Genomic DNA, 25412 nt, shown 5'->3' with positions numbered 1-25412 from the left:
ATGAAAAAAATCTGTGTGATTGGCGGTTCTGGTTTTCTGGGCTCGCACGTTTGCGATCAGCTAACAGAGGCTGGTTACAAAGTACTTATTTATGATCGTACTATTTCTCCTTGGATGCGTTCAGATCAAACAATGATTTTGGCAGATATTCTTGACGAAACTGCATTGAGTCAAGCAATTGAAGGCTGCGAAGCAGTTTTCAATTTTGCTGCAATAGCTGATCTGAACGAAGCGATTGACAAACCAATAGAAACAGTCAAAGTGAATATCTTAGGCAATGCAATGGTGCTTGAAGCTTGTCGCCACCATGAGGTCAAGCGCTATGTTTATGCGAGCACGGTCTATGTGCATAGTCGTGAAGGCGGTTTCTATCGTTGCAGTAAACACGCGTCTGAACAGTTTGTTGAAGAATATCAACGCCGTTATGACTTAGATTACACTGTGCTACGCTATGGTTCCCTCTATGGGCCACGTTCTGATTGGCACAACGGTCTGTGGCGCATAGTCAAAAAAGCATTGGACACTGGGCGAGTTAGTTACGAAGGTAGTCCTGAAGCTCTGCGTGAATATATCCATGTCGAAGATGCTGCACGAGCAAGTGTAGTCGCCCTTGGCGAGGAATTCCGCAACCAACATGTCGTTTTAACAGGGCAAGAACCAATGCGAGTAATGGACTTGCTTAAGATATTGGCAGAAATACTGGGGATGTCACAGGCGGTTGAATTTATCGAAACAGACTATGTTGGGCACTACGTTCGAACCCCATATGCCTATCAAGCTAGCTTGGGCCGCAAATATACTCCTCCTTTGCATGTGGATTTGGGGCAGGGGTTGCTACAGTTAATTGATGAGGTGTCTTCCGCTGTAAATGATTTTCAAAAGGCTCAAAAAGATGAAAAAAGTGATAAAGACGTTTCTTAAATCCATCAGTAGCTTACTGGTAAATAGCATTGTTACAACGGTGATTGGACGTTATTTTCTTGATCAGGTTTTAAACTCTGTAATGAGCAGAACCTGGAAGGTTCGACATCAGGGATTAGATTTGACTTTTGCCATGCCGAACAGTCTTAACTATTTCCGCATTAACACTTTTTCTACCAAGGAACCGGAGACGCTGGAGTGGATTGATGGCATTCCGAAGGGATCGGTAGTTTGGGATATTGGTGCAAACATTGGTCTTTATTCATGCTATGCAGCGAAAGCAAGGGAGTGTGAGGTTTTTGCATTTGATCCATCTGTATTTAATTTGGAATTATTAGCCAGGAATGTTTTTTTGAATAATTTGACTGATAAAGTGATCATTGTTCCGTTACCGTTGTGCGAAGATTTGTGTCGTAGCACTCTTAATATGACGAGTGTGGAATGGGGTGGTGCGCTTTCAACCTTTGGCAAGGATTATGGTTGGGATGGAAAAAAAATGCAGAAGGTTTTTGAGTTTCAGACTTTGGGCATCTCTATGGATGCTGCAAATAAAATTCTAAATATTCCATTGCCTCACTATATTAAAATTGACGTTGATGGAATTGAGCATTTGATTTTAAAAGGTGGGTTCGAGGTATTAAAAAAGGTTAATGGATTGCTAATTGAGGTTAATGATGATTTCCACGAGCAAGCAGATTTATGCCAACAGCTTCTTACTTTGGCTGGGCTTGTATTACAGGAAAAGCGACATTCAGAAATGTTTGACAGTCTGGATGCAATGGGTGGTGGGCATGTTTGGAATCAAATATGGACTAGAAAATAGTTATGATCACTCTGCTTGAGGCATCGAAAATAGTCTTTTGGGACTTTGATGGTGTTATAAAAGACTCAGTCGAAGTCAAGACAACAGCCTATGTTGAATTATTTCGCCCATACGGTAAAGAAATTTATGATCGCGTTAAGCAACACCATGAGGCTCACAGCGGTGTTTCCCGCTTTGATAAAATCCCACTTTACTTGGCATGGGCTGGCGAACCAGTGACTGCAGAAAAAGTAGCAGAGCTTTGTGAGTACTTTTCACAGTTGGTGGTTCAGGCTGTTATTAATTCACCCTGGGTGCCCGGTGTTTATGAATATCTGTTGGCACATTGTAAAAAGCAGTATTTTGTGTTGGTTACTGCTACCCCACAACGGGAAATTGAGCACATCCTTGCAGCACTGAATATCGCACACTGTTTTTGTAAATGCTATGGTGCACCCACTGGAAAAACCATTGCCATTAACGACGCTTTACAGCAATTAAAAATTTCACCTAGTGATGCTATTATGCTCGGTGATGCTGAGGGTGATTACAAAGCTGCTCTGGCTAATCATGTTGCTTTTGTGCTACGCAGAACGGCTATTAACCATCATTTACAAGCCCGACATGAGGGTGCTGCATTTAATAATCTGGATTTACAATGAACAGACTAGTCGTTATAAAGAAAATTCGAGAGTGCCTGCAAGGTGGTGGGCAATCTATAGGCAGTTGGATGCAGATACCTCATGCCTCAGTTGCTGAGATTATGGGGCAAGCAGGCTATGATTGGGTGGCGGTAGATATGGAACATGGCGCTATCGGTGCACATCAACTTCCAGATTTATTTCGTGCTTTAGAGCTAGGTGAGACACTGCCACTTGTTAGGCTTTCCCATGGGCACCCTAAAGATTGCAAACAGGCGCTGGATGCGGGGGCCGGTGGCGTGATTGTTCCAATGGTTGACAGTGCCGATCAGTTGTTAGCAGTTCGCGATGCGTGTCGTTGGCCACCCGCTGGCACGAGAGGTGTTGGGTTCTCTCGGGCGAATTTGTTTGGTAAGAACTTTGAAGCTTATCGTGAAGAGGCGCAAGTGCCGCTGTTAGTGGCCATGATTGAGCATTTTCATGCTGTAGAAAACTTGGAAAAAATACTCGAAGTTGAAGGTTTGGATGCTATTTTAATAGGCCCTTATGATCTTTCAGCCTCGATGGGTATGGTAGGTCAATTTGATCACCCCGATTTTCAAAAGATAATGACTCGAATTAGAGAACTTTGTACCAGTAAAGCTATAGCCTGTGGCGTACACGTGGTTCAACCGTCTGAAAAAGAGTTGTGGCAAAGAATCGATGAGGGATATCGCTTTTTGGCGTACTCAATTGATTCGGTATTTTTAAATGCATCATGCGTATCACCTCTTTCGAAGGACTATTAGAATGGAAAATGTAGGCGAATCCTATTCACGTAACAAAAAATTCCAAGAAAAATTTAACCGTGAAAAAATAATTCAAGAATTAGTCAAAGCCTCTCAGCCAATTATCTTTGATGTTGGTGCGCATTTTGGGGAAAGCGTTACATTTTTAAAGAAGGTTTTCCCAAATTCATTCATTCATTCATTTGAGCCCGATCCAGATTCATTCTCAGTACTCACATCTTCAGTAACTGAAAAGTCCCAATGTTTTAACATTGCATTGTCTGATATCGATGGTACGGCATGTTTTTATAGAAATAGTATTTCTCATACCAACAGTTTGCATAAAGTGAACACTGATAGTAAGGATTCAATTAGCATTGCGAAAGCAATTGAAAGTGGTGACTTATCATTTTTTGAAGGCTTCAATCATGAAATTTCTGTGCCAACGGTGCGATTGGATACATTTACAGATGCAAATAATATCGATGTTATTGATTTGCTGAAAATTGATGTGCAGGGTGCTGAGTGCTCTGTTCTAAAGGGAGGAGCTAATGCACTAAAGAAAACAAAGGTTTTAATACTGGAGATTTCTTTTTTTGACTATTACGACATTCAGACAAATTTCATGGATGTAGAACAAATCATTTACCCACTTGGGTTTCGACTTTTTACTATTAGTGAAATATCAAATAACCCAATGAATGGTCGCACTGATTGGGTTGAAGTGATTTATATAAACACGAATCTAAAGAAAAGCGATTAATGAAAAAGCAATCTGGCTAAAAGTAATTTTTGATGAGTATTTTATATGAATATATTAGCACTTATTCCTGCCCGCATGGGTAGTAGTCGTTTTCCTGGCAAACCAATGGCTAAGATTCTTGGTAAGCCAATGATAGGCCATGTTTATGAACGAGTAGCCAGGTCACCTTTATTGGCTTTGACTGCGGTGGCAACCTGTGACAGGGAGATATTTGACTATGTCGAATCGATAGGCGGTGCTGCAGTAATGACAAAAGATACTTATGAGCGAGCATCTGATCGTTGTGCTGAAGCTTTGCTTAAACTGGAGAAAGCAAATAACACGCGCTATGATATTGTAGTAATGGTGCAGGGTGATGAGCCAATGACTCACCCAGATATGATTGCTGAAGCCGTGCAGCCAATGTTGGATGACTCTACTATACGAGTGGTCAATTTGCTGGGTAAGATTGTGAATCTGACGGAGTTTGAAGATAGAAACTGTATTAAGGTGGTTTGTGACCTTAATAGTAATGCGATGTATTTCTCTCGGGAGCCAATCCCGACTCCTAGTAAAACAGATCATATACCAATGGGAAAGCAGGTATGTATTATACCTTTCCGCCGCGATTATCTTCTTGAATATACTCGCCTTGCGCCAACTCCTTTGGAGATAGCTGAGTGTGTGGATATGATGAGAATACTCGAACACGGAATGAAAGTGCGGATGACGCCTACTAAACATAATAGTCAGGCTGTTGACACACCCGATGACTTGAAGAGGGTGGAACTCTTAATGCAGGACATGAATGTCTAATCAAAGCAATAATGAGTCACATTATTTGCTCATCTGGGACAACCAAGCGCTACCTAAAATAACGAATGGCCAAGTGGCGCTTTGGTGCAGTTTTAATGATGGAGGTTCATCTAATACCGTATCTATTCCTGCGTTAGTGGAAGAAAACTCTGAGAGTCTTAGGAAACGCTACTTGGCATGGGTTTATGCATTAGGTGAGACTAAAATACTAGGTAGTCGGTTCGTTGATCATTTAGAGATTCGACCTGGGTTTAGCTACTGGTGGATGACGCTGTTGGTTGAGAAGTGTAATTATGCCAAATCACCACAGATTGACAATGCTATTAAATTGATGGCTTTAGAAGAGTGGTTGGTAGGGCAAACGCTTTCGCGTGTTAAGTTAGTGTCTGCTAATGTTTTGCTTGCCCAGTGTGTCGATACTTGGTGTGTGAATAAGGGACTTGCTTTTGAATGGCAGGCTTTGCCTGCCAAAATAGAACAATTAAAGATCTCCGCCGTACCTGGCACAGATCAAGCAGAGCAAGTATCTTGGGCTAGGCGTATTTATCAAAAGGTGCCTTGTAATCTGAAGGCGCTTATCTGGTTGATTAACTATTTGGGAAAGCGCTGGCCTTTGAAAGGGGTAGGCCTTCATCAATGGAATCAATCAAAAGGGAGGGTAACTTTTTTTTCTTACTTATTTAATTTGGCTCCTGATGCACTCAAGATGGGCAGATTTGAAAGCCGTTATTGGGGACATCTTCCAGATGCTTTACAACACGACAATTGCCAAACTAATTGGCTGCATATGTATGTTCAAGACTCGCCGATCAAAAGCGCTAGGAAAGCTGCTAAAGTGATTCGCGAATTTAATGTGACAGGGAAACCCACGCAAGTGCATGTGACGTTAGATACGTTTTTGGGGTGGCGTGTGGTTTTTAAGGCTATACAAGATTGGCGTTTCGTGCTTCGTGTAGCGCAAAAATATAAATATATCCCAGTTAGTAATACTAGTAACACTATTGATTTTTGGCCGTTATTTGCGGATGACTGGCAGCAATCGTTTATTGGTGTTGGTGCATTAATTAATCTGCTTAATCTTAATTTGTACGAAGTAGCACTTGGAACTCTACCAGCGCAGTGTGTGGGTGTTTATTTACAGGAAAATCAAGGATGGGAGTCTTCCTTAATCAATGCATGGCAGGCTGCTGGGCATGGTAATTTAATTGGGGCCCCGCACTCATCTGTACGTTTTTGGGACTTGCGCTACTTTTTTGATTCACGCAGTTATGATCGAAAACTTAAGAATAACCTCCCTATGCCAGACCAAGTAGCTGTAAATGGATCGGCGTCTATGTCCGCTTATTTAGGTGGTGAATATCCAACAGCTAAATTGTGTGAGGTTGAGGCATTGCGATATTTATATTTAGCTGATTATAGAAATGAAACACCTAAAACTCAGCGCCGGTCAGAGGCCCCCCTAAAAGTGTTAGTTATGGGTGACCATTTGTTAGAAGATATGCAATTGCAGATGGGTTTACTAGAGCAGGCTGCTAAAACTCTACCAAAAGATACGGTCTTTATTATAAAACCACATCCTGCTTGTCCTGTGAATCCGGGTCATTATCATCAACTTGGTATGAGATTCAGCGATGAGCCTCTCTCAATACTGCTTGATGATTGTGATATCGCTTATTCGAGTGGCATAACATCAGCAGCGGTTGATGCTTATTTTGCGGGTGTAGCGATCATTTCAGTACTTAATCTTAGTAAACTGAACTTAAGCCCTCTACGTGGCTGTGCTGGGGTGGTATTTATTAGTACACCAGATGAATTAGCAAATGCTCTAATGTTAGACTTCATTTCACTTGTGCAAGCAACTGGCGTTGATGATTTTTTCTTTCTAGATGCTACGCTACCGCGTTGGCGAGATTTATTAGACACTGACAATCCTATTAAATTAAGGAACTCTAATTAATACAGAACAACCACTAGGTTTGAACCTATGCTAGCTACTCTAGGTTGGTAGCTAAAATATATACTCAATTGAGACGCAATATGAAAACAGTTATTCTCTGTGGTGGCCTAGGCACCCGCCTTGCCGAAGAAACCCAGCTTCGTCCTAAACCTATGGTAGAAGTGGGTGGTCGGCCCATACTTTGGCATATTATGAAAATCTATGAACGCTTTGGTATGAATGACTTTGTGCTAGCGCTCGGTTACAAGGGTGAGTTCATTAAAGATTACTTCCTTAATTATCATCCGCGTATGAGTGATTTAACAATACACCTTAAGAGTGGTCAGGTAGATTATAATAACCCTACTGCTGAAGATTGGCGTGTGTCATTAATTGATACTGGCGCTAATACTATGACAGGTGGCCGTTTATTGCGTTTGAAGCTACAGTTAGAATCTGGTGGTACATTCATGCTGACTTACGGTGATGGTGTTGCTGACGTGGATATTTCTGCACTACTTGCGTTTCATCGCAGCCATGGCCGCCTGGCTACGGTGACCGCAGTCCGGCCTGTTGTGCGCTTTGGTGAGTTGACAGTTAACGGTGGACAGGTTATTAATTTTCACGAAAAGCCACAAGCTGCAGAAGGATGGATTAATGGTGGTTTCTTTGTGTTTGAGCCAGAAGTTTTTGATTTTATTGAAGGGGATGCTACTTTGCTGGAACGTGAGCCATTGGAAAAAATGGCCCAAGCCGGTCAATTGATGGCTTATCACCACCCTGGGTACTGGCAATGTATGGATACCATACGTGATAGGCAGGCGTTAGAAGATTTATGGGGAACTGGCAAGGCACCGTGGCAAGAGTCGAACACATGATTTGCTTTAACGATGTTTACCGTGATCGGAGGGTATTAGTCACTGGCCACACAGGTTTTAAGGGTTCTTGGTTGTCTTTGTGGCTTAAGCAGTTGGGTGCGGAAGTAGGTGGATTTTCTCTTGACACACCTAGCCCGCTATCTAATTTTGAGTTGTTGGGTCTTGAACAGCATCTACACCACTACGTTGGTGATATTCGTGATATATCGCGCTTAGCGCAAGTGATTGATGAATTTAAGCCCGATATAGTGTTTCATTTAGCAGCGCAAGCACTGGTAAGGCGCTCTTACGTAGACCCAGTTACTACCTTTGAAACAAACACTATGGGTATGGTCAACCTGCTTGAGTGCGTACGCACTAGACCTTGGATTAGTGCTGCTGTACTGATTACTAGTGACAAAGTTTACCGCAACGTTGAATGGTGCTGGGGTTATCGTGAAACCGATGTGCTTGGTGGTAATGACCCTTATAGCGGCTCAAAAAGTTGTGCCGATCTTGTGGCGCAATCTTATTTTCACAGTTATCTGCGTCATACACCTACTCATGTTGCCATCACTCGTGGAGGTAATGTGATAGGCGGTGGTGATTGGGCAGAAGACCGCATTTTGCCAGATTGCTTTCGTGCTTGGTCTTTAGGTGAGTCTGTTGAAATACGCAGTCCAGAGGCGACGCGTCCATGGCAACACGTCCTAGAGCCGCTAAGTGGATACTTGTGGTTGGGTGCGAAACTAATGCAACAAGCTGATGGACTTAACGGTGAATCGTTCAACTTTGGCCCTGATGCTAATGTCAATCAGACAGTAGCTGAATTATTAGATGCTATGACAATTAGGTGGCCCGGTGCCGAATGGCAAATTCCACACAGGTTTGAGGATAGTGGTCATGAAGCACAACTACTTAAACTTTCATGCGATAAAGCACTTCTTCATTTAGGCTGGAAAGCTATAATGCAGTTTTCAGAGACTGTAGCCTATACTGTAGATTGGTATCGTAGTTGGCATGACGGTACGCAGGACATGAATAGTTATACGGTTGAGCAGATCGAGCAGTATTGTCAGTTGGCAAAAGCCAGAGGAGCGGAGTGGAATCGTGATTAGCAATTTAACCATGATCGAAGGTGTTAAAACTGTTGCATTAAATGAATTTGCTGATGAGCGCGGTGCTGTATTGCACATGTTACGCAATGATGACCTTGACTTTATTCAGTTTGGTGAATGTTATTTTTCTGAAGTATTACCTGGAGCTATTAAAGCTTGGAAGTTGAACCATAATAAAACGCAAAATATCGCAGTTCCAGTTGGCCGAATACGTATGGTGATTTATGATGAGCGGGCAGAGTCGCGCACTAAAGGGAACCTAGACATACTGGAGCTTGGCCGTCCAGATGTCTATTTACGAGTGCAGATTCCACAAGGGCTTTGGTATGGCTTCTCGTGCATCGGTAACACACCAGCACTGCTGGTTAACTGTGCTGATCTGCCGCATAATCCCACTGAAAGTGAACGTAAATCTGTCTTTGATCCTAGTATCCCTTACGATTGGCAGATTCAGAACAAATGAAACATAGTGTTTTGGTTACGGGTGGTATGGGTTTTGTTGGTGGGCGCGTGGCGCAGTCACTGGCCGCATGTTCCAATGTTACTCTTACATTAGGTAGCAGAACATCGCAGGCAAACCCATACTGGCTAGCGAGCACACAGGTTGTGGCGATGGATTGGCGCTCTCCACAAAGTTTAACATTGGCTTGTGATGGTATCGACACTCTAGTGCATTTGGCGGGCATGAATGATTCTGACTGTTTGCGTGATCCGTTGGCCGCATTAGAGGCTAATGCAGTTAATACGGTACGCTTGATGCAAGCCGCCAAAGTGGTAGGCGTAAAGCGTGTTATTTATTTTTCAACAGCTCACGTTTATGGCCCTAGTTTAATTGGCCAAATTAATGAATCTACATTGCCCAAGGGCCTCCATCCATACGCTACCAGTCATCGTGCAGCGGAAGATGCGGTGTTGGCCGCCGCTAATGAAAATATGGACAGTATTGTATTAAGGCTATCCAACGGCTTTGGTGTGCCTGCTCACTCAGCGGTAAATGCATGGGCGCTTTTGATGAATGACCTATGCCGTCAAGCAGTAACTTTACGTAGTATGACTTTACGATCATCTGGATTGCAGCAGCGAGATTTTATAACGCTTCATGACGTGGTTCGGGTGCTTGATCATATGCGGCACTTACCGAGGGCTAGGCTGGGTGATGGAATATTTAATGTGGGTATGGGGCAGTCAATGCGGGTAATTGAAATGGTGCAACTAATACAAATGAGATGCACTCAAGTACTTGGCTTCACGCCAAAAATCATACGCCTAGAGCCTACTGTAGGTGAAAAAAGCGTAAAGCTAGATTATTGTATAGATAAGCTGTTGAACACTGGCTTCACTTTGAACGGAAACCCAGATGATGAGATTGATGCTATTTTACGTATGTGTCACGAATCATTTATAACAGCACAATAAAATGACGAACGCACCTCTAATATCAATTGTAATCCCTACTTATAACCATGCGCATTATCTTGCTCTTGCCTTAAATTCAGTTATCGACCAGACATATATACATTGGGAAGCCATTGTCATCGACAACCACTCTGCTGACAATACAGAAAGTATTGTACTAAGCTTTGATAATCCTAAAATAAAGTTATTAAAAATACACAACAATGGTGTAATTGGGGCCTCTCGTAATTTGGGGTTAAATGAGGCAAAAGGAGATTGGATTGCATTTTTAGATTCAGATGACTCTTGGTACCCAAGTAAACTTGAGACCGTGGTGAAAAATATTCGGCAAGATGACGAAATAGATGTGTTCAGTACTGATGAAATGCAAGTTAATGAAATGACTGGTGCAAAACAAATTCTTAGATATGGTCCTTACGCCTCAAATTTTTATCAAGTTTTGTTAACTGAAGGGAATAGAGTATCTCCATCAGCTACCTTGGTTCGGCACAAATTTATGATTGAAAATAAAATTTCATTTAGAGAAAATATTAATTTTGTAACTGTCGAGGACTACGACTTTTGGATGCTTTTAGCAAAAGCAGGAGCGCAATTCAAATTTATTGCAGAAGTTCAGGGGGAAGCTATGGTTCACCCGCATAATGCTTCGGGGCAAACCAGTAAGCATAAAAATAACTTATCTAATGTTCTAAAAGATCATGTCTTTAATATACAGAGTTTTGAACCAAATAAAGAAAAGCTTTGGAAAGATATAAAAGTACGTTTATTAATTTTAGAATTTAAAGAACGAGTTATAAATAAAAAGTATTTCAAATCTTTAAAATATTTAAGCTTAGCTTTTTTCAGTTCACCAAAATTTTTCATAAAAATTAGTGTTAATAAAATTTTAATAAATAAAATAATTAAAAATTTTTAATTAATTAATTAATTTTTACAATACCACTAGGATATATTTTAATGTTTATACATACATCGGCAACTCTAAATCCAATAGTGGCTTTTAAAGCAATTTTTTCAAATAAAAATAAAAAAGAAGAAAAATTAAAGTATTTTAGTTTCGCTAGAGGTGCACTAATAACGGCTATCGAATCAATAAGAATTAATAATAATATTTCTGACCCTTCAAGTATTTGGTTACCAGCCTTTATTTGTGACACTGTAGTTATTATTTTAAAAGAATATTCAGTTAATTGTAAGTATTATAAGGTGACTGATAACTTAGAACCCGACTTTACCTTACTAGAAGCCGAGAATATTAAACCAAATGATTTTTTATTATTAGTTCACTATTTTGGATTTTCAATATCTCAGGAAGAAACGGTGAGATTTTGTCACAATAAAAATATATTCCTAATTGAAGATTGTGCACATAGTATTGTTAAAAATATTGGTAAAAGCAAAATCGGTACACAGGGCGATGCTGGGATTTTTGGACTGCGTAAGGCTTTACCAATCCCGAATGGGGGAGTTTTATTTCTAAAAAAAGGGCAATTTTTTTTACCTAAAACTTTGTATTCATATCCTTCAGAATACAGAGGGGTGTTGAAGATGGTAGTGCAATGGTTTTTTCAAAAAATGGGAAGGTCTTGGAAGATTAAGTCAAAGCATGTAAATAAGGACGACTATCCAGTAATGCCAAAAAACTATTATTATTTTGATTGCCAAGAAACTATTGGAAAATGGTCAGAGAAAATAATCAACACCGTAGAACTCAATAACGTTGTAGCTCAACGTCGAGAAAACTATCAGATGTTATTCAAAGAGTTATCATCTGTTAAGTCAATTAAAATACCCAAACCATTAAACCTTGAAAATGAAGAAATTGCCCCTTGGATTTTTTTCTTTTATCACAAAGAATCTGAAAGAATTATCAATATGCTGAGGGATAATGGTATATCAGCATCAACGTTTCCTACTCTACCGGAAGATGTCTTTGATAATCCAGTCTGGAGGACTGAAAATAAGATGTATAGGGAAAGTGTGACACTCCCTGTCCATCAAGACGTTACTAAAGATGAAATTAAAAAAATAATTAAATTAGTGTTGGCTCATGCTTAGCTGTTAAGCAAAAGTTGATTGGTTGACCTTATGCCTTTTATTTCAATTAATAAAATTTACTAATTTGTGGGAAACTTCTTAGATGAAAAAAGTATGTTGGTGTAAAAGTGTCATTTAAACACTATTTATTGATGGCTGTTTATCAACCACTCAAAATCTATAATCTCATTCTAATAAAACTAGGGAGGAGACCTTCTGCCAGACTCAGAGTGTTGCTTTACCACGATATAGCACCTCATCACGAAGCTTCTTTCGATGTTCAACTGCGCTGGCTTGCTAAATCATGGCAGTTCGTTACGCCACAACAATTTTCTGAGATATTAGATGGCGTTCTCCCACTGAAGCACGACAGCTTATTACTTACTTTTGATGATGGATTCTTATCAAACAGGGGAGTTGCAGAAAGAATTCTTAACCCACTAAAAATCAGGGCGCTTTTTTTTATTGTTTCTAACTTTGCTAAACTTTCTACTGAGGATGATTGGCGCAGGTTTGTTGCTCAAAATATTGATCCTGGTCTTAGGCCAGAGGATGTGCCTTTTAGTAAACAGAACATGTCAATTGATGACCTTAAGTTTCTTAATAACACGGGGCACAGTATTGGGGCTCATACGGCCGATCATATTCGTTTATCTGATACTTTGAGTGATGGCTTAAATCGTGAAATCGTTGGTAGTGCTGATTATTTGGAGCAAAAATTAGGAATAAAAATTGAACACTTTGCTTACACATTTGGTGATTTATCCAGTTTTACGCCTGAAGCTTTAGTTGTAGCGAGACGTCGTTTTAAATACATACACACGGGTTTGCGGGGTGATAATTTGCCAATAACTCCGCCTTGGGCGATCAGGCGGGACTCTTCATCTCCTACTGATCCGCTTCATCTATTAGGAGCACTTCTAGAGGGTGGAGCGGACAGACTATATTTGATGAATATGAAAAAGTATGAATCATGGGGAGAGAGGAATCAATTAAAATGACAAGAATAAATGCTTTATACAATAAATTTAAAAATTTGGCTAAAATAACTGATTAAACTTCAAACTCAGTCCCTGTCACGCAGATATTATGTGATTGAAAACTTTTTCCTTAAAAAAAGGATACTCTCTTGACTTTGATGGCCTTATCCCTGCACTGAGCTGATAATTGAGTCAGATTTTTCTAAAAATATGTGACAGCCTACGAAGCGTATGGGAGCCATTATTCCAAATCTTTGTTACGCCATGTATTATAAATGGAGAAGAAACCAAAGTATTTTATTGACGTGGGGTGCGGCAGAGGCAAACAATGTATTTATGCAAAAAATACTTCAATTTTCAAATGATGATTAGAATATATTTTTCCAACAAGTTAATTGATATAGCAAATAAGAATCTATCTAACCTGGAATATAAAAATATTGATATTTTTTTAGCTGATGCCCTTGAGTGGAAGCTACCAGACGCATATAATTTCGTTTTTCTTTATAACCCATTTAATCATATTATTTTAGAGAATTTTATATCTAATAATATTGATAACTTTAAAAACTTTGGGTTGATAGTTTGTTATGAAAATTATTTATATAAAAAACCATTAAGGGATTCTGGCTTTGAAATACTATATCAAGATCATGATTCGAATTCAATTCACAAACTTATCTAGTTAAATAGGTCTTTATAAATGTATTATTTCAATAAATATTCAAAGGAATCTAGGAACGATTGGTTTGAAATTGCAGATCAAGAACCTAGGCTAGATTTAAATGCCTATGATGAATTTAATATTGAAAGAAATAATGATTTCAACTTAATTATCTATAAAAAATATGATGAAAATAGATACACACCAGTTGCAATATTCGTCTCAAATGGTTTTTTTTTAAAGAGTAAAGGTTTAATTAAGGTCTTAGATGCTAATTTTGGTGGACTATTTATTGCACCAAATAATCAAGATGAATTGTGGAAAATCAAAGACTTTTTATATAAAAAAATTGTGCAGGAATACTTTTCAAAAGAACACCGCATCGATTTTATTGATTTCATGTATCCAGCGATTGGAGCTATTGAAAAACCTGAGACATCTTTTATTTCGAATCCCACCCCATATTCTTACGTTAATAATAACTCTATCATGTATATGGAATTAGCTGGCGAATATATTAACAAGTTGAAAAAAACTCCGAGATATGAAATAAAGAAAGGCCTCAAATATTTGCAAAAAAATGATATTTTAAAGCAAAAAAATAAAAATATAATTAACCATTTTATTTATTTGGACAGATATAAATCTCAAAAATTATCTATCAATATGTTCAGCTACTCATACTTTGAGGAACTTCTGAATTCGAAATTTTACAATTTCATTGTTTGTTTAGATAAGGCCTCAAAAAAACCGATAAGTGGAGTTATATATTCAGTCCATGGTGCTATGGGGAATTATGTTTATAATTCCAGTACAGACGAAGGTAAAAATAATTTTTCAAATAAAGCACTTTTGTATTTAGCAATGGAAGAAAGTAAATCTGCAGGAGCAGAATATTTTATTCTAGGGAATGGTTTTGTTCAAACTGGAAATATGTTGTCAGTCACTTCTTTTAAAAGAAGTATGTCATCGAACGAGGTTGCATGTAGTTTATATCGAAATCCAATTTCTTTAAAAGGTAGAATCTATGCATCATTATTACTGCTTAGAGGGCGATAAAATTGTTGATTAGCAGTAAAAAATCGATCAAAGAAAGAACAAAGGTCTGGCATGTTCGCCAAGTATCTAAAAGTGAATGGATTAGTTTTTGGCAACGTTGCACACATAACAATTTGCTTCAATCTTGGGAGTATGGCGCCGCAAAGGAACAGTCGAGTGGCTGGACCCCAAAGAGATTAGTAGTCTTTAATGAAAATAATCTACCTATTGCTTTGGTGCAGGTGCTTACTAGATCTCTAACTTTCTTAGGTAGCATAGCTCGTATTAACCGTGGCCCTCTTTTATTGAATGGTAGTGTTAACGAAGATGTGCAACTGAAGATTGATACCCTTCATGTTTTAATGTCTGAAGCGCGTCGACAACGATGGTGGATTGTTCAAATTGCACCAGAGATAAGTGATTCAGAATGTGTTCGACTAGGTTTAAAAGACTTAGGGTTTCGAAAACAAGGGAACCCAGCTTGGGCTTCTAGTTTGATAGATTTGAGTTTGAGTATTAATGAACTTCACAGTAAGCTAAATCGCAGGTGGAAAAGAGCCTTACTCAAGGCTCCTAAACTTGGGGTGATTGTGAAAAATTTGGAGCTAACGGATGCTAGATTGGCCCATGTCTTGAAAAGCTATGGGGACTTACAGAAACGAAATAAATTTGTAGGTATTAATAGTAAACTCATCGAAGAAATGTCGAAAAAAAAATCAGTTAATTGGGATTTCAATTTATTTGTCGCCGAACTAGTTTGCGAAGAAGCGCCAAATAAGGAGGTGGGTTACCGAGTGACCGTTAGAAGTGGAAACACAGTCTTGGACTTTATGGTTTCGACTAATGAAAAAGGTCGTGAAGTAGAGGCTAATTCAGCACTATATTGGCATGCGATTGTTCAGGCTAAGCAAAATGGATGCCGCTGGTTTGACGTCGGGGGCTTGAGTGAGGCAACGCCCAAAGGTATTGCTGTTTTTAAGCAAGGGTTGAATGCTACTCCTTACCAACTAGTTGGCGAGTGGCGTAAATGGCTTTAGTTATCAAACATCGCAATGGAACTATCTCCTCGACCCATAAAATAAGATGAGTAGATACTAATTTTTTAAAGTGACGTGGAGTATTACGTCGTAGATAGAGTAATAGCTATCGTTTTGATACCTGACGCTTAATGAGTGTTTCACGTAACGGTATTGCTGAGTTTGACAAGGATCTTAACGGGCAGCCCTATTAGTAGTTGGTGAGTGGCACCTATTTTTAAGCTAACGTATTGGAAAAATGAAAATGGCAAATATAGCGGTTATTTTACCAGCATATAACGAAGAATTAACAATATCGGAAACGATTGTTGATTTCCATCGTGCGTTGCCGGACGCGCAAATATGGGTTGTAAATAACGCATCTACTGATAAAACCGAACAAATGGCGAAGGACGTTTTCTATTCCATAGACTGTAAAGGCGGCGTTCTCAGGGAAGACCGCCCAGGTAAAGGCAATGCGGTGCGTTGTGGATTTAGTGAGGTACAGGCAGATATTTATGTGCTCGCTGATGCCGACATGACTTATCCTGCAGAACAGGTTCATCAATTAATAGAGCCTGTGGTTGCTGGACGGGCCGACATGGTTGTGGGAGATCGCCATAGTGCAGGGCATTATGCTGCAGAAAATAAGAGACCATTACATGGTTTTGGCAATCGTCTCGTGGGCGCATTAGTTAATAGGCTGTTTAAAGCAGATCTCCACGATATAATGAGTGGATATCGGGTATTTAATCGAAGTTTTGTAAAGAACTATCCCATTTTAGTTGCAGGATTTGAGATTGAAACCGATATGGTTCTTCATGCATTAGATAAAAAATTCCGTATTGTAGAGCTACCAATTAATTATAAAGATCGACCAGAAGGAAGTGTATCTAAGCTCAATACGTTGGCTGATGGAATTCGAGTGCTGAGTACTATTGCTAATGTTTTACGTCACTACCGTCCCTTGGTGTTTTTTGGCACCGCTGCTCTTGTATTCGCTTTGTTAGGTCTATTGGCTGGCTATCCTGTGATTGATGAATGGGTAAGGATGAAATATATTTCTCATGTGCCTTTGGCGATTCTTGCCACAGGTTTGGCTATTGCCTCCATAGTATTTGGGGCTATTGGGTTGATATTGGATTCCATAGCATTCCAAGGGCGTCGCAGTTTTGAACTTCATTTGCTCAGCCGAACTAATACCTCAACTTTCCAACAAGACCTTGATTAGGTGCTTAATGCTATTCTAAAATTTCAGTTTATTCGTTTTGCTGTGGTAGGTGCTTTTGGGTTTTTCGTGGATGGCTTAGGCCTTGTTTTATTAATTGCGATGGACTGGTCTCTTTTTCCTGCGCGTGCGGTCTCCTTTGCTTGTGCTGTGAGTATTACGTGGTACGTTAACCGAATGTGGACGTTTAATAAAATGGGTGTGGCTAAAGCACGAGTAGTTAAGCAGTATGGCTATTATCTAACTGTACAACTTATAGGTGCAGGCATAAATTTTGGTACCTTTTTTCTAGTTATTTATTGGTTTCCTTATACCGGAAGCCAGCCGCTCATTGCTTTAGCAGTTGGTGCAGTGGTCGCAATGGGCTTTAACTATGTTTTGGCTAAGAAAGTTGTTTACACAAAGTAATTTGAGGACATAAAGTTGACCAAAAAATCTGTATACCCTTGCACTATTTACATTCTCTCCACGTTCCTCTCAGGTTTTTTGTATGTTTAGTTTAGATCAGTTGGCCGCTGTGCCACCTTTTTCAGTCCTGGCATCAGTATTTTTGGTAATTGGTCTTGATTATGTTGGCCTTCAGTTTCTTAAAGTGTCTGGTTTTGTAAGCAGTGACCACTTAAATCATAAAGATTGGCTGAGGTGGCAATCTTCCATAATTGGATCAGTGATCCTGGCAGTGGTTTTGTACCCACTTGCCTTGTTGGGACTTACTCATTTTGTTCTCATGCAAGGTTTGGCAATAGCACTTTTGTTAATGGGGTGTATTCATTTCTTTAATGGCTTATTTAAGCGACAAATAATGCGAAGCAACTGGAGAAAGATGTGGTCTGCACTGCGAAATCAATCTATTATTAAAACAACATTAGCAATGATATTAATAGGAATGGGCCTCACTTCTTTGGGACCTGTTACAAGTGCTGATGCTTTGGATAATCACATAGGCTCAGCTATTGCAGTATTGAATGATGGCGGCTTATTTGGTCATCATGAATGGTTTCATCATCGATTGTCTGGCAATGGTGAAGTGCTTAACGCTGTGGCATTATCGATTGGCGCGGAACAGTTTGGCTCATTATTACAGTTCACCAGTTTACTTGCCATTGTGGGTGCGCTGCTCTTTGTCCATTCTATTTCAAAGGTGTTTCAAGAACCTTTTGAATCACGCTATCTGATAGCTCTAGCTGGAGTATCTGCTCCAGTAGTGCTTTTTTTGACAAGTGCACCAAAACCACAGATGTGGCCCATTTCTATGACAGTTTTGGCGTTTGTGCTCTCTCTCCAACTGTATCGCCAAAATGCGACTCGCGCCAAGCTAATGTTAGAGTATTCTCTGGTATGTGTGCTGGTGATGGTTGCGACTCAGGCTAAATTTAATTACATTTTGGGTGGGGGCCTCGTTGGTATAATGGCATTTGTAGTGATGACTAAGCAGGGGTATTTTAGGCCAGCCCTGTGCCTCGGGTTGTTGATCGCAATCGTAATTCTTCTTCCTCCAGTAGCTTTGAAAGCGATTGCTTTTGATACTAGCTTAATTGATGCCTTTATTTCCCCACTTCCTGGCGATTTACCCGGTACGAGGACGATGGTGAATTTCTCCCAGTTCAATGCAGACAGTGCAAGTTTGTGGTTTTTCCCATTATCTATTTTTATTCCTTCCCACATTGGAGGATATGGAGTAGTTCTTGGCATGGGTTGGTTACTGTTTGTGGGATTAAGGCCTGGTCACTATTTTGTTTTGTGGGTAGGAGTGGCTGCGTCCATTATAATCATTATAGCTAACGTATTATTGGCCCCGCCAGCTGCGCGAATGTATATGGAACCATATTTTTGGCTCTTGCTTGTGTTAGCGATGCAAGAAAAGCAGTTATCGAAACGGTTTGTTAAAGTATTCAGCTGGCCTGTTCTGGGTCAAAGTGTACTTGCAGTTTTGGCTTGTTCGATCGGCGCTGTTACACTATTTCCGGGTGCATTATCACCATCTTGGCGTTCTGAAGTTATGGATCGGTCAGCAAATGGTTATGAGGTTATGCAGTGGGTAGATAAGGTGCTACCTGAAAATGCGGTACTACTCAGCGAACACCGATCAATGGCACTGGTCCCGCGCAAAGCACTTAGTGTGGAATGGGTTAAGTTCGTTGATATGCAAGCCCCCGAAACTGAGTACTATCTAAACATCATAAGAGATAGTCATGTAAGTCATATCCTAGTTATAGGTCCAATTAACTATAATCGTGCTTTGGCAGGCTGTTATGGCGCAGTATTGGCGGGTCCCGGTGTCGGTCATACGGCAACAAGAAACCCATTTAATCAGGGTGGGTATTATGAAGCGTGGATTATGGAATTTGAAAGTGAGCGGTTACCAGGATGTGTACAAAGCAATTAAATTAGACTCGACAGGAGTGGTTAAAATACTTTATGAACTTTAGGTTTCTTGGCCTTGTTTTATAATTGGGGATTGTATGACCTGGAAAGTATTTTTTATTAATGTTCTTTGGTCATATTTTTGAAATGGATGTGATTTATGAAGCTATTTATATTTGCTCCTAATGTTAGAAGTGGTGGTGGTTTAGTACTTTTAAAAGAATTATTTTTACGCCAACCTTCTAAATTAGTATCAAAATGGTTTTTGGCTGAAACTTGTGGGCTCGAGCTTCAGTCAAATATAAGTCTGTTTGAGGCTGGTTTTTTTGGACGCCTTCGCGCCGAGCTTAGTCTTTATATTGAGTCTAGTCAGGAAACAATTATTTTGGCTTTTCATGGCTCGCCTACGTTACTTCCTGTTCGCGGCCGCCAGATCTTATATTTACAAAATCTTTTGCTTGTGTCTAATATTTCGTTAGCTCAGTACTCATATAAAACAAGATTAAGGCTAAATATTGAAAGATGTTTGTTAAAAAAACGTTGGGGTGCTATACATTTATTTTTCGTTCAGACTGAAAGTATGAATTCTGCCCTCATAAACTTTGCAGATCGTTATAGTTTGCCGAAACCAAGAGTAATTGTGCTACCATTTATTAGCTCACATTTTCATGGACCACGCCGTAAAAACAAGGATTGGTTGCAAGGTGAAAAGCAAATATTTTTTTATCCATCATTTTTCCACCCTCATAAAAATCACCTGAATCTCTTAAAAGCATGGTCTGTGTTCGTTAAAAGTGATAGTTCTGAATTTTTATACTTAACTATCACCCAGAGCCAACTTGATTATATAATATCGAGTAATAACTCTTCAGATTGGAATGTTCGCGTTGTGGCCCTGGGTGAAATAACTCATAACGAAGTACTGACAATTCTACAAAATAGTAAAGCACTTGTGTTCCCGTCTGCAGCCGAATCCTTTGGTCTGCCGCTACTCGAAGCAAAGCAGTTAAATGTTCCTATACTTGCCTCTGAACGAGACTTTGTAAGAGATGTGTGTAGCCCCATCGAAACCTTTGATCCAGAATCAAGCCTGTCGATTCTCCGAGCCTTAAGGCGCTTCTCAGGCCACCACGATTCCTTTCAAGACGTTGAAGGGGGTGCAGGTGTTTGGAATAAACTTGTAGATTTAATTGATAGTGAACTAGACGATTGTAGATAATTTGCTAACATGTTTGCAATTGGTAGAACAAAAAAATGCCACAGATAGAAACTTTTCTAGTTAATAAAACATATATAATTAAGGAAAAAGAAAGTAATGTTTGATAACAAAGTTTTGCTAATCACCGGGGGCACAGGGTCTTTTGGTAATGCCGTTTTACAACGATTCTTGGACTCTTCAATTTCAGAAGTTCGAATATTTAGCCGCGATGAAAAAAAACAAGATGATATGCGGAAAAGGTTTTCTAATGATAAAGTCAAATTTTATTTGGGTGATGTTAGGGATGTTGAAAGCATACGCTCTGCAATGCGTGGAGTTGACTATGTCTTTCATGCAGCTGCACTTAAGCAGGTCCCGTCCTGTGAGTTTTATCCTATGCAGGCGGTTAAAACCAACGTCATTGGAACAGAAAATGTTCTAGAAGCTGCCATTGAGTGTGGTGTGGAGCGAGTCATCTGTTTAAGTACTGATAAAGCAGTATACCCAATTAACGCGATGGGTATAAGTAAAGCAATGATGGAAAAAATCGCTGTGGCTAAGTCTAGACAGAGTGGTAAAACGTGCATTTGTGTGACTCGCTATGGCAACGTAATGGCATCCAGAGGCTCTGTAATTCCATTATTTGCAAATCAAATTAAGAGAGGGGTGCCGCTAACAGTTACTGATCCTGATATGACGCGATTCATGATGACGTTGGATGATGCTGTGGACTTAGTGTTGTATGCTTTCCAGAATGGTGAGTCTGGAGACATTTTTGTGCAGAAAGCACCAGCGGTAACTATAGAAATTCTTGTTAAGGCGCTGACACACCTCATGGGTGTTCCTCATCACCCATGTAACGTGATTGGAACGCGTCATGGAGAAAAATTATATGAAGCGCTCCTTAGTAGAGAAGAGCTTGTAGCTGCACGAGATTTTGGTGATTATTACCAAATACCCCCTGATTTTAGAGATTTGAACTATGAACAATACGTGGAGCAGGGGAAAAAAAAGGTTTCATTGGCTGTAGATTATAATTCACATAACAGTACTCAATTGAGTGTGCCAGATATGCAAAGTCTACTAAGAAAGTTGGATGATTTTCGAGAATTTGATGGAGGCAAAAGACGGAAGCTGGAAGAGTAGAATGTATACACATGCGCAAAGAAGGGCGCTGCAAGGTGTTGCAACTGGCAGCGCTGGGTCAATAAAAATGGCAGTCATAGTGGTATTTTTGATAGCTTGCATTGGCAATCCGTTCCTAGCGTTGCGATTAAGCCTGCAGGTAAGGCAGGTACGAGCGATAGTTTATTATATGTCTAAATTTGCTTTTAAACGACCCATTGGAGGATGTGCGGATAATGATTAGTCAGCCCATTAATATCATATTGGTTACAGGAGCATCCGGTTTCATAGGCCAAAACCTAGTAGTGCGCTTGCGAGAAATGCCTAATATTTGTGTTGTTCCTTTTACTCGTCAAGAAAATTCCAATAGCTTGGTCGAACTATTAGCCAGAGTTGATATGGTTGTCCACTTGGCTGGAGTTAATCGCGCTAATGATGAAGGTGAATTTACTATAGGTAACGTAGATTTAACGACAACAGTTTGTGACGCAATTCGGGCGTCAGGTCGGAATATTCCCATGATTTTAGCATCGTCAACACAGGCCTCCCTGCCTACATCATATGGCCAAAGCAAAAAAATGGCTGAAAAAACGGTACAATTATTAGCTGAACAGACGGCCAGTCCAGTTTGTATATACAGACTGCCGGGAGTTTTTGGTAAATGGTGTAAGCCATATTATAATTCAGTTGTTGCTACTTTCTGTCACAATATTGCTCGAAATATACCTATCAAAATTTCAGACCCAGAAGCTAATTTGGACTTGGTATATATTGATGATCTTGTGAGCATATTTATTGATAAGTTGTTTAATATGACTTCAGGTTTAGATTGGGGGCAAGTGACACCTATTTATAATATAACCCTGGGGGAATTGGTTAAGCAGATTCGGAGTTTTGATGGGTGCAGAACAAGCTTAATTTCAGAACGTGTGGGGAATGGGCTGGTTAGGGCGCTCTATTCCACTTATGTAAGTAACTTACCAAAACAGAAGTTTGTTTATACTGTGCCAGTATACGGTGATGAAAGGGGTGTGTTTGTGGAGATGTTAAAAACCCATGATAGTGGTCAGTTCTCTTACTTTACAATCACTCCAGGTGTTACAAGGGGTGCTCACTATCACCATACAAAAACTGAGAAGTTTTTAGTGGTTAAAGGAACAACTCGTATGCGATTTAGACAGTTAGTTGATGGTGATGACTTTGAAATAGTTGTCAATGGAGACACCCCTCAGGTTGTTGACTCAATACCTGGATGGGTTCATGACATTAAAAATATAGGAAATGAAGACGCAATAGTTATGTTATGGGCGAACGAGGTGTTTGACCGTGGAAATCCTGACTGTGTGCCTTGTGAGGTTTAAATGAACGTTTTAAAAGTTCTGACAGTTGTGGGGACTCGTCCTGAAATCATACGGCTGTCGAGGGTGTTAGCGCAGTTGGATAAATACTGTGATCATGTCTTGGTCCACACTGGGCAAAATTATGATTATGAGCTTAATCAAATATTTTTCGAAGACTTGGGTGTCCGCATACCTGACTACTTCCTCAACAGTGCGGATAACTCATCGAGCTCAGCCAATACTATTGGTAACATTATCACCAAAGTAGATGATGTGTTAGTAGAAGAAAAACCAGATGCTATGCTAGTGCTAGGGGATACCAATAGCTGTTTGTCGATTATTCCTGCTAAGCGCAGAAAAATTCCTATTTTTCATATGGAAGCAGGTAATCGCTGCTTTGATCAACGGGTTCCAGAAGAGATAAATCGAAAGATCGTTGACCATACGGCAGACGTGAATTTAACATACAGTACCATTGCCCGTGATTACTTATTGCGTGAGGGTTTGCCTGCAGACCTAGTGATAAAGACGGGAAGTCCCATGTTTGAGGTGCTCAGTCACTATCAGAAACATATTGATCAATCGTTAATATTGCAACAATTAGGTTTGACACATAAAAACTATTTTGTGGTAAGTGCTCATAGGGAAGAAAATATCGAGTCGCCTCAATCTTTTGGTAATCTAGTGGAGACCCTTAATTCGGTTGCAGAAGATTATGGTCTTCCCGTAGTTGTTTCCACCCACCCGCGAACGCAAAGTAAAATTGATGTTATGGGCACGTCATTTCACCCGCTTGTTCGGTTGCTTAAACCTCTGGGTTTCTTTGATTATAATCAGCTGCAACTATCAGCGCGGGCAGTATTGTCTGACAGCGGCACCATTAGTGAAGAGTCGTCAATACTTGGGTTTCCAGCGTTGAATTTAAGAGACGCTCACGAGCGTCCTGAGGGTATGGAGGAGGCTGTCGTTATGATGGTAGGGCTTGATGCTAACAAGGTTCGTCAAGGGCTTACTATATTAGCAGATGGGGAAAGTATGAGGCCTGTAGAAGATTATAATGTACCCAATGTAGCTGCCAAAGTGGTGCGAATTATTCACAGCTACACAGACTATGTTAACCGTGTAATTTGGCGGAAATATTAGTTTGGTAATTTTGTGAATATTCTAATAGTTAGCCAATACTTTTGGCCCGAAAACTTTCGTATCAATGACCTTTCTAAAGAGCTAGTAGAAAGGGGGCATAACGTGACTGTCCTTACGGGCTTGCCTAATTACCCGCAAGGGCATATTTTCCCAGATTTTAATAATAATCCAAGTGATTATCAATATTACGAAGGTGTTGATGTCATCCGTGTGCCATTGATCTCGCGTGGTAAAAGTTCTTGGCGCTTGGCTTTAAATTACTTGAGTTTCGCTATTTTTTCTTGTGCTTTTGGACCTTGGTTGTTACGTAAAAAGAGAATAGACTTAGTTTTTGCCTATCAGCTATCTCCAGTTACTATAGGTTTACCCAGCATTTTAGTGGGGCGCATTAAGCGAGCCCCTGTGGTTTTTTGGGTACTGGACTTGTGGCCTGAGACGCTATCTGCAGCTGGTGTTGTTAAGTCAGGTTGGATGTTGCGTTGGATTGGAAAATTGGTCGGGTTTATTTATCAACGTTGCACCTTAGTGTTAGGCCAGTCGCAAGGTTTCCTTGAGAGTATGGCAAACTATTGTAGTAATGTTGAAAAACTCCGATATTTTCCAAGTTGGGCTGAAAATGATTTTGATGAAGAGAACCTACAACTAGCGCCAGAAGTACCAATTATTAGTGGTACTTTTAATATTGTATTTGCAGGAAATGTTGGTAAAGCACAAGATTTTCCTGCAATTATTCGAGCTGCAGAGTTGTTGAAAGATTACAATTGTATCCGTTGGATCATTGTTGGGGACGGGAGCGTGTTAAGTTGGTTGCATAGGGAAGTGTCTGAAAGAGGTTTGGGGAATAATTTTCTAATATTAGGACGTTTCCCTTTAGAACGAATGCCATCTTTTTATGCTCATGCGAGCGCTTTATTAGTCACTTTAAAAAAGGATCCAGTCTTTGGTATGACAATTCCAGGAAAGGTCCAGTCATACCTGCTGGCGGGGATACCAATACTTGCTATGCTTGATGGTGAAGGTGCGAGGGTGATCAACGAGGCTAATGGAGGGAATGTAAGCCCAGCTGGGGATTCAAATAGTTTGGCAGAATCCATCTTAATGATGTTGATGCTTTCTCCCCAAGATAGAAGGCAACTCGGTTTGAACGGCAGAGCTTATGCTCAACAAGAGTTTGCGAGAGGGTTAGCGATAGATCGGTTGGAAGCTCTATTTCAAGAAGCTCTCGATATAGATAAACTAGCAACATCAGAGTCTTGATTTTCC

General features: G+C 40.0%; 24 protein-coding genes. All 24 read left to right on the top strand.

What is annotated here, in order from left to right; genetic code table 11:
- The 24 genes from ABXT70_RS10055 to ABXT70_RS09940 all read left to right on the top strand — a co-directional run bounded on the left by ABXT70_RS10055 (position 1) and on the right by ABXT70_RS09940 (position 25406).
- Positions 1–921, top strand: a complete 921-nt coding sequence (locus ABXT70_RS10055; protein WP_443640361.1) for an NAD-dependent epimerase/dehydratase family protein — start codon at positions 1–3, stop codon at positions 919–921.
- Entirely contained in the window at positions 893–1744 is an 852-nt protein-coding gene (locus tag ABXT70_RS10050; RefSeq protein ID WP_443640360.1) for an FkbM family methyltransferase, read from the top strand. The genes ABXT70_RS10055 and ABXT70_RS10050 overlap by 29 nt, the downstream gene beginning before the upstream one ends.
- A gap of 2 nt (positions 1745–1746) precedes the next feature.
- Positions 1747–2385 (top strand): HAD family hydrolase, encoded by a 639-nt coding sequence (locus ABXT70_RS10045; protein WP_443640359.1) that lies wholly within the window; start codon positions 1747–1749, stop codon positions 2383–2385.
- Positions 2382–3152 carry an HpcH/HpaI aldolase family protein gene (locus tag ABXT70_RS10040; protein ID WP_443640358.1) on the top strand — a complete coding sequence of 257 codons (771 nt, stop codon included), beginning with the start codon at positions 2382–2384 and terminating at the stop codon, positions 3150–3152. Before ABXT70_RS10045 ends, ABXT70_RS10040 begins: the two co-directional genes overlap by 4 nt.
- Before the next feature lies 1 nt (position 3153).
- Positions 3154–3894, top strand: coding sequence for an FkbM family methyltransferase (locus ABXT70_RS10035; RefSeq protein WP_443640357.1), 741 nt, complete (start codon positions 3154–3156; stop codon positions 3892–3894).
- A gap of 45 nt (positions 3895–3939) precedes the next feature.
- The gene (locus ABXT70_RS10030) at positions 3940–4689 is read left to right on the top strand and encodes a 3-deoxy-manno-octulosonate cytidylyltransferase (protein ID WP_443640356.1); all 750 of its coding nucleotides are present in this window, start codon (positions 3940–3942) and stop codon (positions 4687–4689) included.
- Positions 4682–6646, top strand: a complete 1965-nt coding sequence (locus tag ABXT70_RS10025; protein WP_443640355.1) for a TIGR04326 family surface carbohydrate biosynthesis protein — start codon at positions 4682–4684, stop codon at positions 6644–6646. The genes ABXT70_RS10030 and ABXT70_RS10025 overlap by 8 nt, the downstream gene beginning before the upstream one ends.
- An 80-nt stretch (positions 6647–6726) precedes the next feature.
- Positions 6727–7503 carry a glucose-1-phosphate cytidylyltransferase gene (gene rfbF, locus ABXT70_RS10020; protein WP_443640354.1) on the top strand — a complete coding sequence of 259 codons (777 nt, stop codon included), beginning with the start codon at positions 6727–6729 and terminating at the stop codon, positions 7501–7503.
- Positions 7461–8600 carry a CDP-glucose 4,6-dehydratase gene (rfbG, locus tag ABXT70_RS10015; RefSeq protein ID WP_443640353.1) on the top strand — a complete coding sequence of 380 codons (1140 nt, stop codon included), beginning with the start codon at positions 7461–7463 and terminating at the stop codon, positions 8598–8600. The genes rfbF and rfbG overlap by 43 nt, the downstream gene beginning before the upstream one ends.
- Positions 8593–9063 carry a dTDP-4-dehydrorhamnose 3,5-epimerase family protein gene (locus tag ABXT70_RS10010; protein WP_443640352.1) on the top strand — a complete coding sequence of 157 codons (471 nt, stop codon included), beginning with the start codon at positions 8593–8595 and terminating at the stop codon, positions 9061–9063. The genes rfbG and ABXT70_RS10010 overlap by 8 nt, the downstream gene beginning before the upstream one ends.
- Positions 9060–10016, top strand: a complete 957-nt coding sequence (locus ABXT70_RS10005) for an NAD-dependent epimerase/dehydratase family protein (protein ID WP_443640351.1) — start codon at positions 9060–9062, stop codon at positions 10014–10016. Before ABXT70_RS10010 ends, ABXT70_RS10005 begins: the two co-directional genes overlap by 4 nt.
- Position 10017: 1 nt before the next feature.
- Positions 10018–10932, top strand: a complete 915-nt coding sequence (locus ABXT70_RS10000) for a glycosyltransferase family 2 protein (protein WP_443640350.1) — start codon at positions 10018–10020, stop codon at positions 10930–10932.
- 41 nt (positions 10933–10973) lie between these two features.
- Positions 10974–12074 carry a DegT/DnrJ/EryC1/StrS family aminotransferase gene (locus ABXT70_RS09995; RefSeq protein WP_443640349.1) on the top strand — a complete coding sequence of 367 codons (1101 nt, stop codon included), beginning with the start codon at positions 10974–10976 and terminating at the stop codon, positions 12072–12074.
- 107 nt (positions 12075–12181) lie between these two features.
- Positions 12182–13054 carry a polysaccharide deacetylase family protein gene (locus ABXT70_RS09990; protein ID WP_443640348.1) on the top strand — a complete coding sequence of 291 codons (873 nt, stop codon included), beginning with the start codon at positions 12182–12184 and terminating at the stop codon, positions 13052–13054.
- A 682-nt stretch (positions 13055–13736) separates the two neighbouring features.
- Entirely contained in the window at positions 13737–14756 is a 1020-nt protein-coding gene (locus ABXT70_RS09985; RefSeq protein ID WP_443640347.1) for a hypothetical protein, read from the top strand.
- 2 nt (positions 14757–14758) lie between these two features.
- Positions 14759–15772 (top strand): lipid II:glycine glycyltransferase FemX, encoded by a 1014-nt coding sequence (locus ABXT70_RS09980; protein WP_443640346.1) that lies wholly within the window; start codon positions 14759–14761, stop codon positions 15770–15772.
- Between the two features lie 244 nt (positions 15773–16016).
- Positions 16017–16982 carry a glycosyltransferase family 2 protein gene (locus ABXT70_RS09975; RefSeq protein ID WP_443640345.1) on the top strand — a complete coding sequence of 322 codons (966 nt, stop codon included), beginning with the start codon at positions 16017–16019 and terminating at the stop codon, positions 16980–16982.
- Positions 16983–17387, top strand: a complete 405-nt coding sequence (locus ABXT70_RS09970) for a GtrA family protein (protein ID WP_443640344.1) — start codon at positions 16983–16985, stop codon at positions 17385–17387.
- A gap of 82 nt (positions 17388–17469) precedes the next feature.
- Entirely contained in the window at positions 17470–19365 is a 1896-nt protein-coding gene (locus ABXT70_RS09965) for a DUF1420 family protein (protein ID WP_443640343.1), read from the top strand.
- 138 nt (positions 19366–19503) lie between these two features.
- Positions 19504–20562, top strand: coding sequence for a glycosyltransferase (locus tag ABXT70_RS09960; protein WP_443640342.1), 1059 nt, complete (start codon positions 19504–19506; stop codon positions 20560–20562).
- Positions 20563–20658: 96 nt separating this feature from the next.
- Positions 20659–21687, top strand: coding sequence for a polysaccharide biosynthesis protein (locus ABXT70_RS09955; RefSeq protein ID WP_443640341.1), 1029 nt, complete (start codon positions 20659–20661; stop codon positions 21685–21687).
- 215 nt (positions 21688–21902) lie between these two features.
- Entirely contained in the window at positions 21903–23027 is a 1125-nt protein-coding gene (gene wbjC, locus ABXT70_RS09950) for a UDP-2-acetamido-2,6-beta-L-arabino-hexul-4-ose reductase (RefSeq protein ID WP_443640340.1), read from the top strand.
- The gene (wecB, locus tag ABXT70_RS09945; RefSeq protein WP_443640339.1) at positions 23028–24149 is read left to right on the top strand and encodes a non-hydrolyzing UDP-N-acetylglucosamine 2-epimerase; all 1122 of its coding nucleotides are present in this window, start codon (positions 23028–23030) and stop codon (positions 24147–24149) included.
- A gap of 12 nt (positions 24150–24161) precedes the next feature.
- Positions 24162–25406 carry a glycosyltransferase family 4 protein gene (locus tag ABXT70_RS09940; protein WP_443640338.1) on the top strand — a complete coding sequence of 415 codons (1245 nt, stop codon included), beginning with the start codon at positions 24162–24164 and terminating at the stop codon, positions 25404–25406.
- The last annotated feature ends 6 nt before the right edge of the window (positions 25407–25412 follow it).

The sequence above is a fragment of the Candidatus Njordibacter sp. Uisw_039 genome (genome assembly GCF_047730075.1).
Classification (GTDB): Bacteria; Pseudomonadota; Gammaproteobacteria; order Pseudomonadales; family Balneatricaceae; genus Njordibacter.
This window is presented reverse-complemented; position numbering and strand designations above follow the sequence as displayed.

What these genes read in the sequence shown, in the direction of transcription:
- ABXT70_RS10055 (WP_443640361.1), top strand. Translation starts at nt 1, where the DNA reads ATGAAAAAAATCTGTGTGATTGGCGGTTCTGGTTTTCTGGGCTCGCAC.
- ABXT70_RS10050 (WP_443640360.1), top strand. Translation starts at nt 893, where the DNA reads ATGAAAAAAGTGATAAAGACGTTTCTTAAATCCATCAGTAGCTTACTG.
- ABXT70_RS10045 (WP_443640359.1), top strand. Translation starts at nt 1,747, where the DNA reads ATGATCACTCTGCTTGAGGCATCGAAAATAGTCTTTTGGGACTTTGAT.
- ABXT70_RS10040 (WP_443640358.1), top strand. Translation starts at nt 2,382, where the DNA reads ATGAACAGACTAGTCGTTATAAAGAAAATTCGAGAGTGCCTGCAAGGT.
- ABXT70_RS10035 (WP_443640357.1), top strand. Translation starts at nt 3,154, where the DNA reads ATGGAAAATGTAGGCGAATCCTATTCACGTAACAAAAAATTCCAAGAA.
- ABXT70_RS10030 (WP_443640356.1), top strand. Translation starts at nt 3,940, where the DNA reads ATGAATATATTAGCACTTATTCCTGCCCGCATGGGTAGTAGTCGTTTT.
- ABXT70_RS10025 (WP_443640355.1), top strand. Translation starts at nt 4,682, where the DNA reads ATGTCTAATCAAAGCAATAATGAGTCACATTATTTGCTCATCTGGGAC.
- rfbF (WP_443640354.1), top strand. Translation starts at nt 6,727, where the DNA reads ATGAAAACAGTTATTCTCTGTGGTGGCCTAGGCACCCGCCTTGCCGAA.
- rfbG (WP_443640353.1), top strand. Translation starts at nt 7,461, where the DNA reads ATGGGGAACTGGCAAGGCACCGTGGCAAGAGTCGAACACATGATTTGC.
- ABXT70_RS10005 (WP_443640351.1), top strand. Translation starts at nt 9,060, where the DNA reads ATGAAACATAGTGTTTTGGTTACGGGTGGTATGGGTTTTGTTGGTGGG.
- ABXT70_RS10000 (WP_443640350.1), top strand. Translation starts at nt 10,018, where the DNA reads ATGACGAACGCACCTCTAATATCAATTGTAATCCCTACTTATAACCAT.
- ABXT70_RS09995 (WP_443640349.1), top strand. Translation starts at nt 10,974, where the DNA reads ATGTTTATACATACATCGGCAACTCTAAATCCAATAGTGGCTTTTAAA.
- ABXT70_RS09985 (WP_443640347.1), top strand. Translation starts at nt 13,737, where the DNA reads ATGTATTATTTCAATAAATATTCAAAGGAATCTAGGAACGATTGGTTT.
- ABXT70_RS09975 (WP_443640345.1), top strand. Translation starts at nt 16,017, where the DNA reads ATGGCAAATATAGCGGTTATTTTACCAGCATATAACGAAGAATTAACA.
- ABXT70_RS09965 (WP_443640343.1), top strand. Translation starts at nt 17,470, where the DNA reads ATGTTTAGTTTAGATCAGTTGGCCGCTGTGCCACCTTTTTCAGTCCTG.
- ABXT70_RS09960 (WP_443640342.1), top strand. Translation starts at nt 19,504, where the DNA reads ATGAAGCTATTTATATTTGCTCCTAATGTTAGAAGTGGTGGTGGTTTA.
- ABXT70_RS09955 (WP_443640341.1), top strand. Translation starts at nt 20,659, where the DNA reads ATGTTTGATAACAAAGTTTTGCTAATCACCGGGGGCACAGGGTCTTTT.
- wbjC (WP_443640340.1), top strand. Translation starts at nt 21,903, where the DNA reads ATGATTAGTCAGCCCATTAATATCATATTGGTTACAGGAGCATCCGGT.
- wecB (WP_443640339.1), top strand. Translation starts at nt 23,028, where the DNA reads ATGAACGTTTTAAAAGTTCTGACAGTTGTGGGGACTCGTCCTGAAATC.